11 protein-coding genes are annotated in these 12,491 nt (G+C 51.8%); 2 read left to right on the forward strand and 9 right to left on the reverse strand.

The annotated features are described in order from the left end of the window. Positions 1-157 precede the first annotated feature (157 nt). The 4 genes from QCD60_RS25400 to sdhC are packed head-to-tail and all read right to left on the reverse strand — an operon-like array spanning position 158 to position 3,373. The gene (locus tag QCD60_RS25400; RefSeq protein ID WP_104151628.1) at positions 158-862 is read right to left on the reverse strand and encodes a succinate dehydrogenase iron-sulfur subunit; all 705 of its coding nucleotides are present in this window, start codon (positions 860-862) and stop codon (positions 158-160) included. Positions 863-878: 16 nt separating this feature from the next. After that, positions 879-2,651, reverse strand: coding sequence for a succinate dehydrogenase flavoprotein subunit (gene sdhA, locus QCD60_RS25405; RefSeq protein ID WP_279789684.1), 1,773 nt, complete (start codon positions 2,649-2,651; stop codon positions 879-881). 3 nt (positions 2,652-2,654) lie between these two features. Next, on the reverse strand, positions 2,655-3,002 hold the full coding sequence (gene sdhD, locus QCD60_RS25410) for a succinate dehydrogenase, hydrophobic membrane anchor protein (RefSeq protein WP_110185522.1): 348 nt from the start codon (positions 3,000-3,002) through the stop codon (positions 2,655-2,657). Then, positions 2,996-3,373: a succinate dehydrogenase, cytochrome b556 subunit gene (gene sdhC, locus QCD60_RS25415; protein WP_104151595.1), complete on the reverse strand. Its 378-nt coding sequence runs from the start codon at positions 3,371-3,373 to the stop codon at positions 2,996-2,998. Before sdhC ends, sdhD begins: the two co-directional genes overlap by 7 nt. Before the next feature lie 519 nt (positions 3,374-3,892). Between sdhC and gltA the strand changes: the two genes are divergently transcribed. Beyond that, complete coding sequence (gltA, locus tag QCD60_RS25420) at positions 3,893-5,176, forward strand: citrate synthase (RefSeq protein ID WP_104151596.1); 1,284 nt, start codon at positions 3,893-3,895, stop codon at positions 5,174-5,176. A gap of 165 nt (positions 5,177-5,341) precedes the next feature. Then, entirely contained in the window at positions 5,342-6,247 is a 906-nt protein-coding gene (ttcA, locus tag QCD60_RS25425) for a tRNA 2-thiocytidine(32) synthetase TtcA (protein ID WP_279789687.1), read from the forward strand. Positions 6,248-6,305: 58 nt separating this feature from the next. Here the strand turns inward: ttcA and QCD60_RS25430 are convergent, their stop codons facing one another. The 5 genes from QCD60_RS25430 to recQ all read right to left on the reverse strand — a co-directional run bounded on the left by QCD60_RS25430 (position 6,306) and on the right by recQ (position 12,453). Next, positions 6,306-7,388 carry a 5-(carboxyamino)imidazole ribonucleotide synthase gene (locus QCD60_RS25430; RefSeq protein WP_279789690.1) on the reverse strand — a complete coding sequence of 361 codons (1,083 nt, stop codon included), beginning with the start codon at positions 7,386-7,388 and terminating at the stop codon, positions 6,306-6,308. Next, on the reverse strand, positions 7,385-7,879 hold the full coding sequence (gene purE, locus QCD60_RS25435; protein WP_279789692.1) for a 5-(carboxyamino)imidazole ribonucleotide mutase: 495 nt from the start codon (positions 7,877-7,879) through the stop codon (positions 7,385-7,387). The genes QCD60_RS25430 and purE overlap by 4 nt, the downstream gene beginning before the upstream one ends. A 205-nt stretch (positions 7,880-8,084) precedes the next feature. Next, on the reverse strand, positions 8,085-9,743 hold the full coding sequence (panP, locus tag QCD60_RS25440) for a pyridoxal-dependent aspartate 1-decarboxylase PanP (RefSeq protein WP_279789694.1): 1,659 nt from the start codon (positions 9,741-9,743) through the stop codon (positions 8,085-8,087). 130 nt (positions 9,744-9,873) lie between these two features. Further along, positions 9,874-10,248, reverse strand: a complete 375-nt coding sequence (locus tag QCD60_RS25445) for a DedA family protein (RefSeq protein WP_279789696.1) — start codon at positions 10,246-10,248, stop codon at positions 9,874-9,876. A 48-nt stretch (positions 10,249-10,296) separates the two neighbouring features. After that, a complete protein-coding gene (gene recQ, locus QCD60_RS25450; protein WP_279789699.1) occupies positions 10,297-12,453 on the reverse strand; it encodes a DNA helicase RecQ in 2,157 nt (718 codons plus the stop codon). Positions 12,454-12,491 lie beyond the last annotated feature (38 nt).

The raw sequence follows: 12,491 nt of genomic DNA on the forward strand, positions 1-12,491 counted from the left end.
CATGCGACAATTAATAGTGTTTAACTATCAATCAGAACCCCATAATCACATTGCATTATTAGACGACGCAACATTCTACAGGAAGTGACACCCGACAATACAGCACTTTCATAAGCAAATCGGCCGGATTAAGCCGGCCGATTTGTTGTTTCTTTTATCAGGTCGCTTGCTGCAACAGCATTGTTCTGATTTTGCCAATGGCCTTGGTTGGATTCAGGCCTTTAGGGCAAACGTTGACACAGTTCATGATACCGTGGCAACGGAACACACTGAACGGATCGTCCAGTTCAGCCAGACGCTGACGAGTCGCTGTATCACGGCTGTCGGCCAGGAATCGGTATGCCTGCAACAGACCAGACGGACCGATGAACTTATCTGGATTCCACCAGAAGGAAGGACAAGCCGTTGAGCAGCATGCACAAAGAATACACTCGTACAGGCCATCCAGCTTTTCACGCTCCTCAGGAGACTGCAGACGTTCAATCGCTGGTGCTGGTGTATCGTTGATCAGGAAGGGCTTGATCTTCTCGTATTGACGATAGAACTGAGTCATATCGACAACAAGGTCCCGAATCACTGGCAGACCAGGCAGCGGACGCAGTACCAGCCGGTTGTTCTCAACACACTCAGACAGCGGCTTGATACAGGCCAGACCGTTCTTGCCGTTGATGTTCATGCCATCAGAGCCACATACGCCCTCACGGCAGGAACGACGGAATACCAGTGACGAGTCCTGCTCTTTCAACAAATGCAGAACATCCAGCACCATCAGATCACGGCCGCCAGTATCAACCTGCATTTCCTGCATGTAGGGAGCGTTATCTGTCTCAGGGTTGTAACGATATACGCTGACTTGAAGCATAGTCATGGATGAGACCTCAATATGTTCTTGCCTTGGGCGGGAAGGCTTCTACAGTCTTAGGCGCAAAGTTAACTTCACGTTTTCCGACACGCTTATCAACCGGGAAGAACAGTGAGTGCTTCAGCCAGTTTTCATCATCACGGTCAGGGAAGTCATAACGAGCGTGAGCACCACGACTCTCTTTACGCGCTTCAGCTGCATAAGCGGTAGCCACCGCAACCTCGAACAGGTTATCCAGCTCCAGAGCTTCGATACGCGCAGTGTTGAACGCGTTACTCTTATCTTCCAGATAGACGTTCTCAACACGAGGACGCAGCTCTTCAAGCAACTGCAGACCTTTCTTCATGTTCTCACCGTCGCGGAACACGCCGAAATAGAGCTGCATGATTTTCTGCAGTTCAGCACGAACGGCCGGTGCACTGTCACCGCTCTTCGAATTGTTCAGACGGTTCAGACGAGCCATAGCGCGCTCGATATCAGCATCGCTTGGTTCGGCAGTTTCATAGCCGTCAGCCACGAGCTTTTCAATATGCAGACCAGCGGCACGACCAAAGACAACCAGATCGAGCAGAGAGTTGCCACCCAGACGGTTCGCACCGTGAACGGACACACAGGCAACTTCGCCACAGGCGAACAATCCATCCACAAAATGATCGTTACCGTTGGCATCAATAGTAATTGCCTGACCACCCACGTTAGTAGGCACACCACCCATCATGTAGTGACAGGTAGGTACAACAGGAACGGGCTCTTTAACGGGGTCAGCGTGAGCAAAGGTCTTGGACAGCTCACAGATACCGGGCAGACGACTGTGCAAAACCTCTTCGCCCAGGTGATCCAGCTTCAGGTATACGTGATCTGCATTCGGGCCACAGCCACGACCTTCCAGAATTTCCATGACCATTGAACGTGCAACTACGTCACGAGAAGCAAGGTCTTTGGCGTTTGGTGCATAGCGCTCCATGAAACGCTCGCCGTCCTTATTCACCAGATAACCACCCTCACCACGGCAACCTTCGGTTACCAGCACGCCCGCGCCAGCGATACCAGTGGGATGGAACTGCCACATTTCCATGTCCTGCATTGGCAGGCCAAGGCGCAGCGCCATGCCAACACCGTCACCAGTGTTGATGTGAGCATTGGTAGTGGACTGATAAATACGACCCGCACCGCCAGTAGCCAGAACAGATGCCTTGGCCCTGATGAACACCACTTCACCGGTTTCGATGCAGATGGCAATGACACCTACAACGGCATCAGCTGAGTTGCGCACCAGATCTACGGCATACCACTCATTGAAGAAGGTAGTACCGCCCTTGAGGTTGGCCTGATACAGAGTGTGAAGCAAAGCGTGACCAGTACGGTCAGCAGCCGCACAGGTACGAGCAGCCTGACCACCACGACCATAGTCCTTGGACTGACCACCAAACGGACGCTGATAGATACGCCCAGCTTCAGTACGAGAAAATGGCAGACCCATGTGATCAAGTTCAAACACAGCCTGAGGACCTACTGAGCACATGTACTCAATGGCGTCCTGGTCACCGATATAATCCGACCCCTTTACGGTATCGTACATGTGCCAGCGCCAGTCATCGTTAGGATCTGAACTGGCGATAGCGCAGGTAATACCACCCTGTGCAGATACGGTGTGAGAGCGTGTAGGAAATACTTTAGTGATACAGGCAGTTTTCAGACCGGATTGGGTCAGCTGCAGTGCAGCGCGCATACCTGCACCACCGCCACCGATTACAACTGCATCAAAGCTGATAGTTCGCAGATTAGACATTGTTTATAGACCCCAGATTACCTGAATACCCCAGACCACATAGACAAACATCAGGGTGCCGCAGACTGCCTGAAACACAAAACGCAGGCCAGTTTGCTTGATATAGTCAGTAGACACCTGCCACAAACCGATCCACGAATGCGCACCGATAGACAGAAGGGTCAGCAGACTGAAAACTCGCACCCAGGTATGACCGAAGAAACCGCTCCATTGAGCATAGGTCAGGTCAGGAGTAGTAATCAGATAACCAACAATCAACAGGGTATATGCAGCCAGCACCACCGCAGTAATGCGCTGCATCATCCAGTCGTACAGGCCACTACGGCCAAAACTCGTAACTGCTGTTACCATACCCAGATCCCCATCAGCAGAGAGAACACAACACCAGCAGCCAGGGTTACTTTGGCGGCAAGGTGGCCGGATTCAAGTTCTTCGCAATAACCGAAGTCCTGCAGCAGGTGTTTGATGCCCGCACACAGATGATAGAAGAGTGCCGTCAGGAGACCCCAGGCAATCAACTTCGCGAAGAAGCTGTGCTGCATGGTGGCGGAGATCGAGTTAAAGCTCTCTTCAGACGTCAGCGATTGGTCCAAGGCATACATCATGAATACCAGGCCGACAAACAGGGCTACGCCTGTTATGCGGTGCAGTATCGAAGATATAGCCGGAAGGGGTTGCTTGATAGTCGTCAGATCTAGGTTGACTGGTCGTTTTTTATTCACGGCTCTCTACACCTTATGACTACCCCAAAGGGTAGGATTATTAAGGGAAGCGCAATGCACTTTCAGGGAAATTCCTATTTGCACTTCCACGCCTTGATCACTAATTCACCGACCTGATGAAAAGCACCAATGTTGCAAGCGCAAACAAAAACTTTCGGGGCGACAGTATAGTCATTACCCCTAACCTTGACAACGAACCATGAGGCATCGCGCCTAGGCAAAAGGTAAAAAGACTGTTCCCATAGCATCGAACTATTACCGCTATTATTTTTTATTCCGCACTGCGACTAAATCATGATTGAGAATCGGTTAAGGAATAGCTATTACTAGTTATCGTTTTGTCATTGAGCTCTGTTTTGTGCTTTTGTCTGCTATCCCGAGGAATTGACAAAGCGGTTTTAGCAAATATAGTGAGGACCGTCCTCAACTCAGGGCCGTCCAGACAAAGCCATACCGGCCCGGCAGAACATCGCCAGCCTGCCGGTGACAGATTCCATTTAACACTCACAGGAGCCACCGATGGCTGACAAAAAAGCATATCTGAAGGTTGACGGCATAGACGAGACTATTGAACTTCCCGTCTACTCAGGCACCATGGGACCCGATGTGGTCGACATTCGTGGCCTGACCGCCAAAGGGCTGTTTACCTACGACCCTGGCTTCATGTCAACTGCGTCTTGTGACTCGCAGATCACTTTTATCGATGGTGACAAAGGTATCCTGCTGCACCGTGGCTACCCTATCGAACAGCTTGCAGAAAAGTCTGACTACCTGGAAGTCTGCTACCTGCTGATGTACGGGGAACTACCCTCAGCAGAAGAGAAAGAGCATTTTGTTCGCACCGTTAAAAAGCACACCATGGTGCACGAACAGCTAAGCTTCTTCTATCGTGGCTTCCGTCGCGATGCACACCCTATGGCCATCATGTGTGGTGTAGTCGGCGCTCTGTCAGCTTTCTATCACGATTCGCTGGACATCAACGACTCTCAGCACCGTGAAATTGCGGCGTTCCGCCTGATCTCCAAGATGCCGACACTGGCAGCCATGTGCTACAAGTACTCCACTGGCCAGCCTTTCATGTTCCCACGCAACGACCTGACCTATGCAGAAAACTTCCTGCATATGATGTTTGGCACTCCTTGCGAGGAATATAAGCCTAATCCAATCCTTGCCAACGCCATGGATCGCATCTTCTTGTTGCATGCTGACCATGAACAGAATGCATCCACCTCCACTGTACGTCTGGCTGGCTCTTCTGGCGCCAACCCCTTCGCCTGCGTGGCCTCTGGTATTGCAGCACTGTGGGGACCCGCTCACGGCGGTGCTAACGAAGCCGTACTGAGCATGCTGGAGCAGATCGGTGACGAAGAACGTATTCCAGAGTTCATCGAGCGCGCTAAAGACAAGGACGATCCATTCCGCCTGATGGGCTTCGGTCACCGCGTCTACAAGAACTTTGACCCACGCGCCAAAGTCATGAAGCAGACCTGTGATGAAGTACTGGGCGAACTGGGTCTTGATAATGATCCACTGTTACGTATCGCCAAGCGCCTGGAGCAGATTGCTCTGGAAGACCCCTACTTCGTTGAGCGCAAACTGTACCCGAACGTCGACTTCTACTCAGGCATCATCCTCAAAGCGATTGGCATCCCCACCAATATGTTTACAGTGATTTTTGCCCTGTCACGCACCATTGGCTGGATTGCTCACTGGCATGAACACCACTCAAGCCCAATCGCTCGTATCGGGCGCCCACGCCAACTCTATCTTGGCGAGAAAAAGCGCGACTATCCCGAGAAGTAATACCGATAGTGAAGCTTGCTTTGCCTAAGCAGGCACAAGCCTATCACTCATAACAAAAACCACCTTCGGGTGGTTTTTGTTTTTACATCCAATCACAGCTGACACGGCGGGACAGCTGAGTATAATGCGCCTCATCTTTTTTGCTGCCACCGGGCCATATTCCTAATGGAACTCAGTAAATCCCAGACAACCAACTTCAACAAACTGCAGAAGCGCCTGCTTCGTTCCATGGGCCAGGCAATTACTGACTTCAATATGATCGAAGAAGGCGACCGTATCATGGTCTGCCTGTCCGGTGGTAAAGACAGCTATACACTGCTTAATCTGCTGCTTACCCTGCAAAATTACTCCTCAGTCAAATATGAGCTGATTGCGGTCAATCTTGATCAGAAACAGCCCGGCTTCCCGGAGACAGTACTGCCAACTTACTTGCAGGGGCTGGGTATCGAGCACCGCATTGTTGAGGAAGACACTTATAGCATCGTCAAAGAAAAGATCCCGGCAGGCAAAACCACGTGTGCACTTTGCTCACGTTTGCGTCGCGGCATTCTTTATCGCACCGCCAAAGAATTGAGCTGCACTAAAGTGGCCCTGGGCCATCATAGAGACGACATTATTGAGACCATGTTTCTCAATATGTTCTTCGGTGGAAAAATGAAGGCCATGCCACCAAAGCTGGTAAGCGATGATGGCGAGAATATCGTCATCCGCCCCCTCGCTTATTGCCGTGAAAAGGACATCGCTCGCTTCGCCACGCTTAAGGAGTTCCCGATCATCCCCTGCAATCTCTGCGGCTCGCAGGAGAACCTTCAGCGCCAGTCCATCAAGGAAATGCTTCAGAACTGGGACAAGCAGTTCCCTGGAAGGGTTGAGAGCATTTATCGTTCAATGGCCAATATCGTCCCATCACACATGACAGACATTAATCTGTTCGATTTCAAGAACATTAAAGCTGACGGCACCCCCCGTGAAGATGGTGATAAAGCCTTTGACCCACCCGAATTTCCGCCATTAGATGCCAGCGGAAATGAATTTAACGAAGCTGATTTATTAAATATAGTGGCGATTTAATCACCAATAAAAAACCAGGAATTAATCCTGGTTTTTTATTCGATCATTATTTATGCAATCAGACTTTCATTACATCGACAACAGCACTAACTCGCTCACTCAGCAATTCAGTGGAATTAGCGGTAATAGTGATATGGCCAATTTTTCTGCCAGCGCGCGGTGACTTTCCATAGTCATGAAAATGAGCACCATCAACATTCTGGATTACACCACGATCCGGGAAATCGCCAATCAGATTGATCATAGTGCTGAACTCTACCGCGCGCGTATCGCCCAGTGGAATTCCCGCCACAGCACGGACATGATTTTCAAACTGACTTGTCTCAGCACCTTCAATTGTCCAGTGACCCGAGTTGTGCACGCGCGGTGCAAACTCATTGGCGAGCAGACGATTACCCACCTGAAACAACTCAAGCGCCAGCGTACCCACATAACCCAGCGACTCCATTAACGTCGCAGCATACTGCTGAGCCTGCGCCGTCATTGGATCATCAACAAGCGGTACAGACTTGTGCAAAATACCGTTGCGATGTTCGTTTTCTGTCAATGGATAGAAACGCATGTCACCCTGTTGCGAGCGGACAGCAACAATAGAAACCTCACGATCAAAGGGGACAAACGCTTCAGCAATAAGAGGCACACTACCCAGCTCAGCCCACAGCTGTTCAGCCTGATCAAGCGAGCGCAGCACAAACTGACCTTTACCGTCATAACCAAAGCGCCGTGTTTTCACAACCAGCGGCAAGCCCAAGGACTCCGCCGCCTTCAGGATGTCCTCTTTGGCATTGATCGGTTCAAACCCCGGTGTTTCCACACCCAAACCGCGGAACATGTTCTTTTCATCCAGACGGTCCTGTGTCGCCTCGAGCGCTCTGGATGAGGGAAATACCGGCACGAATTGCTCAAGATAGCGTGCGCTTTCGAGCGCCACATTTTCAAACTCAAATGTGACGCAATCGACCGACTCAGCAAACGCCTTGAGAGCTGCTTCATCTTCATAGGCTGCACAGACGACAGGACACACGTCACTGGCACAGGCTTCCTTTGCTGGATCAAACGCAGTAAAGCGCAATCCGAGCGGATAACCAGCCAGTGCCAGCATCCGAGCCAACTGCCCGGCACCGAGTATACCTAGTTTCACAGAGCCTCCCGCGGATCAGGCTGAGACAGAACGGTTTCAGTCTGTTTGGCACGGAATGCCTCCAGCGCCAGATAGAACTGCTCATACTTGTTACCCAGAATACTGGCAGCCATCAGTCCTGCGTTGGCGGCACCAGCACGACCAATTGCCAGTGTTCCTACCGGAATACCTGCTGGCATTTGCACAATAGACAGCAAAGAGTCCATTCCATTCAGCGCTTTGGACTGCACTGGCACACCCAACACGGGCAGGCTGGTTTTAGCAGCCACCATTCCCGGCAAGTGGGCAGCACCGCCTGCGCCTGCGATAATCACTTCGATCCCGCGTTCACGCGCCTGTTCTGCGTAGCTGAATAACAGGTCTGGTGTACGGTGAGCGGATACGACGCGCACCTCGAAAGGTACACCCAGCTGCTCCAGCATGTCTGCTGCATGGCTCATGGTTTCCCAGTCGGACTTAGAGCCCATGATGATGCCTACCAAGGGTTTCATATGCTTACGTATTCTTCACATCAGGTTGAATGCGACGGCGTACGCCGTGCGCTGAATGGATACCACAGCAACTGTGGCGACAGGGCTGCATTTTAGCGCACCTGTCAGCTGTCTGTGCTGTTCTTTTCCATGGTTTTGGATAATTGCCCCATTAAATCTGACACACCTGGTTACGATGCCAACAAACTAAACCGAACGCATTGTTTTATACCAGAACCAGTCCGGTCAGCTGTTCAATTTCCTGCCACAACACCTTAACTGCAGGACCAGCAGCGAGCTCTCTCTGCTCCTGCAATATCGCCGTTAATATCTCATCGGTCGTCAAAGGATTCGCTAATACCACACGAAATACCGTCTTCAGTAATCCTCGCTGGCGAGCATGTGGCAAGCTCGTGCGAGAGACAAAATATTGACCTCTTTCACGCTGAACTCGTTGCAGTATCTGGATAACCTGATTTAGCAGCAGCTCCACTCGCACTGATACTTCCGACGCAACGTTTTCAGGGCACTCTAGCCAGCACTGCAGTGGTGCCGGGACGTAGCGATAAGTGAGGATATTGAGCACAGGGGCTGACACCAGCTCAAAATCTGCTGCCATATCGATCAGAGTAGAAAAATGCTTGCAGCGCTGAATATTGTTTTCAACCAGCAACCCATATCCACGACGCCCAAAGATGTGCAACCCGGCATGTACCAGCATGGACATCGCGGGGCGCGACCCTTCCAGCGTTGAGCTACCCAAATCTTTCGAGCCCTGACGAATAATGTAATTAGCATGATGCCGAATGCTCGACTGCGACTCAGGATCCCTGAACAGCACCATTCCCACCCCCATGGGGACATACATCTGCTTATGGGCATCGATGGTTACCGAGTCTGCACGTTCAATACCTTTCAGTAACGAACGATGTTTTTCAGAAAACAGCGCCGGCCCACCCCACGCCGCATCAACGTGCAGCCAGATACCCTCTCTTTCTGCGATCACTGCCATCTCTTCCAGAGCATCAATACAGCCCGTCTCTGTCGAACCTGCCACAGCGACCAGGCTGATAACTCTCTCCCTTCTGGCGTGGCAGCTGGCAATCATGCCTGACAGCTGTTGAATATCAATTGATCCGCTGTCTGTGCAAGGAACGCTGCGTATGTTGTCACGGCCAATACCGAGCACATCCGCGGCTTTAGACAAGGAGTAGTGGCCACGCTCGGAAACCAATACTACGGCACCACGATCCCCATAAGCCGCCAGAGCCTGACTCCAGCCAGCTTTGGCAATCCCGGCGAAACCGGGCTTGGGGCCATAACAGCGGTTACGTGCCACCCATAACGCAGTGATATTGGCTACCGTGCCACCAGAGCACATGGCACCTAGCTGACCATCGGCATGGTGCAACCAGTGTCGATAGAATGCCTCTGAGCTGGCAAAAACCAGATGATGCATCATGCCCAGCACCTGCCTCTCCATAGGCGTAAACGCTTTGGACGTTTCGGTTTTCACCACGTTCTGATTCAACGCCACCATGATCTTGCTGAGCGGCAGCATGAAATAGGGTAATGCCGAGGTCATATGCCCGATAAAGCCGGGTGCATAGGTATTGACGGAATGAGCAACCAGCTTTTCCATCAGATGATCTACATGATGGGCGACTCTCACTGGCTCCTCAGGTATGACTGCTGCTGCAAACTCTGCCTCAATCTCTGCAAGACCCTTCTCGCTTGCAACAACACGGGTATTAAGAAAAGTAGCAATGTCGAGTGACAGTTCACGATCTACCTGATTTAAGGTCGCCTCTGCATTCTCGGGCACCGTAAACACCCGCAACAAGCTATCAATACTGACATCCGTCAGAGTCTGGCTGTCACTCAAGTAGAACTCCTTAATGCGCATTTACGATGTCGAACCAAATAAAGAGGCGAAGCCAACCACTACAGTGAAGATGGCAAAGCTAACCTGTGTGCGAATAAGCGGAAAGATGACAAACAACTGGTGACAGAAGCTATACCTGACTGAGCAGCCACCATAGCAGGGCATATCTGGCAGCCTTCCCCAGGCAGATCATGGTTACTGAAGCGACCCATGGCAGCCGCAACCAGCCGGCAGCCAGACACAGACCGTCTCCAATAACTGGCGCCCAGGATAGCAACAGCAATGGTGTGCCATAACGTTCTAACCGTTTTAACCATTTATCACTTATCGATGGCTGGGCTTTGCGCCAGTGCGCTACTCCACGCCCCATCACCATAGTAATGACACCACCAATGCTGTTACCTACAGACACCAGCACCCAGGCAGAAAAAGCAGATTCGGGGAACGTTTTGAGAAAAGCGACAAACGCCAGCTCGGAACCACCGGGCAGCAAAGTCGCTGACAATAGACCGCCCCAGAACAGGCCAAACAATGCCGGACCAAGCAAAACGGGCTATCCAGCTAACGATATGTCTTCTGCTGCAGCAGAGCTGCCGACAGATGCTCTGATACAGCGTAAGTCACCCCAGGCGATTGCACCGCCAAAAGCATCAAACGCTCGCTTCAAGACGGCACCCTGACCATCTGCTTCCAGACGAACGAACTCTCGCTGTACATCCCTGACCTGCCATCCGGGCAGGCTAACCACTTCCGTCAACGCCAGCTGCCCTGCTCTTATTGCTTCAGCCAGATCCGCGTAGATCCGGTTTTCCGGGCGATTGCGTTGACGTGCAATCATTCTGGGCTCCATACCGACTCTGAACAGCGCAAGGGTCTCGTGAGCGTCGTCGTCAATCAGACGGGTAGCACCCGCTTCGCTACGGTGATGATCAATGATATTCAGGAAAAGTTTACCGTAGGCACTCAGCTTTTCTCTGCCAACGCCGGGCAACCTGGCCATTTCATCCAGACTTACAGGCAAGCGCTCGATCATCTCCATCAGGGTGACATCATGGAAAATCATAAAGGCGGCAATGCCTTTCTCCCCTGCAAGACGCCTGCGCTCCTGACGCAATGCTTCCCAGAGCTGTTTCTGTCCACCCTGAAGTCTCGTCTGCCCGCGCTCTCGCTCTTCCTTCCACTGGCCTGCAGGCTGATCCTGCTTCAGTGCGATGGATTGTTCACCTTTCAGCAAAGGCCGACAGCGCTCATGCAAGCGCAAGCCCTCACCGTCCTCACCATGCCACTCCATATAGCCAGCAGCCAGTAACTGCCGATACACCGCCCGCCATTGATTGAGCGACAGTTCTTTACCAATACCGAAAGTGGACAGTTGCTGATGGTTTGCACGCCGCACTTTCTCCGTCACTTTGCCAAGCAGTACATCAATCTGATGGCTCACTCCATAACCCCCAGTGCGATAGACACAAGAGAGTGCCTTACGTGCAGCCTCGGTGGCATCCCAGGTTCGCGGGGGATGCAGGCAATTATCGCAATTGCCACAAGGTTCAGAAGTCTCAGCAAAATACGACAGTAACAGTTGTCGACGACAGCCAGATGCTTCAGTAAACGCCAGCAACGCCTCTAAACGAGCCCAGTCCCGTTGACGCACATCGGCAGGTACATTGGCCTCCTGAATGCGCATGCGTTGCATCAGTACGTCCTGCAGCCCGTATACCATCCAGGCATCAGCGGGCAGACCATCACGTCCAGCACGCCCGGTTTCCTGATAATAGGCTTCAAGATTTTTTGGCAGATCAAGATGTGCAACAAAGCGCACATCCGGCTTGTTGATCCCCATGCCAAAAGCAACAGTGGCAACAATGATGGAGTGTGACGCCTGAATAAAAGTGCGTTGATGTTGTTCACGGATATCAGCAGGCAACCCTGCATGATAAGGCAAGGCAGGCAGCCCTTTTTCCCGCAGGAAGGCTGCCACCTCCTCCACCCGCTTACGCGAAAGACAATAAACCACACCGCTATTGTGCCGATGTTCACGCTTGATGAAATTCAACAGCTGTTCTTTGGCGCCTTGTTTGGGCAGCACGCGATAACGAATATTTGGGCGATCGAAGCTGCTCAGGAATACCGGCGCATCCAGTAACCCCAGCTGCTGCCTGATTTCGTTTCGGGTCTGTTCATCGGCGGTGGCAGTCAGTGCCAGTCTGGGCACCGTCGGGAAACGGCTGGCCAGCTGACCCAACTGCATATATTCAGGGCGAAAATCATGCCCCCACTGCGAAACACAGTGCGCTTCATCAATGGCAAAAAGAGATATCGTGAGGCGGGAAAATAATTCAATCATGCCTCCAAGAACCAAACGTTCTGGCGACACATAGAGCAGATCGAGCTCGTTATTCAGCAGCTGCCGGATAATCTCGCTGTTAGCACTGGGATCAAGCCCATTGTGAAAACAGGCTGCACGGACACCTACCTGTTTCAGCCCTTCCACCTGGTCCTGCATCAGGGCAATCAGCGGCGAAATGACAATCCCTACACCTTCACGCACCATTGCGGGCAACTGGTAGCACATCGACTTACCACCACCGGTGGGCATCAATACCAGCGCTGACTGGCCGGACAGCACAGATGACACCACCTGTTCCTGTAAGCCAATGAAATCATCGTAGCCATAAAGGCGTTTTAATAGCTGTCGAGCCTGTGCGATCATGGGGGCGCATTATGCTGCAAACCAAATGCTCTGTCATC

It is taken from the genome of Pokkaliibacter sp. MBI-7, from assembly GCF_029846635.1.
GTDB lineage: Bacteria > Pseudomonadota > Gammaproteobacteria > Pseudomonadales > Balneatricaceae > Pokkaliibacter.

Bases quoted from the DNA above. Each gene is read 5' to 3' on its own strand.
- QCD60_RS25400 (WP_104151628.1), bottom strand. From the start codon at position 862: ATGCTTCAAGTCAGCGTATATCGTTACAACCCTGAGACAGATAACGCT.
- sdhA (WP_279789684.1), bottom strand. From the start codon at position 2,651: ATGTCTAATCTGCGAACTATCAGCTTTGATGCAGTTGTAATCGGTGGC.
- sdhD (WP_110185522.1), bottom strand. From the start codon at position 3,002: ATGGTAACAGCAGTTACGAGTTTTGGCCGTAGTGGCCTGTACGACTGG.
- gltA (WP_104151596.1), top strand. From the start codon at position 3,893: ATGGCTGACAAAAAAGCATATCTGAAGGTTGACGGCATAGACGAGACT.
- ttcA (WP_279789687.1), top strand. From the start codon at position 5,342: ATGGAACTCAGTAAATCCCAGACAACCAACTTCAACAAACTGCAGAAG.
- purE (WP_279789692.1), bottom strand. From the start codon at position 7,879: ATGAAACCCTTGGTAGGCATCATCATGGGCTCTAAGTCCGACTGGGAA.
- recQ (WP_279789699.1), bottom strand. From the start codon at position 12,453: ATGATCGCACAGGCTCGACAGCTATTAAAACGCCTTTATGGCTACGAT.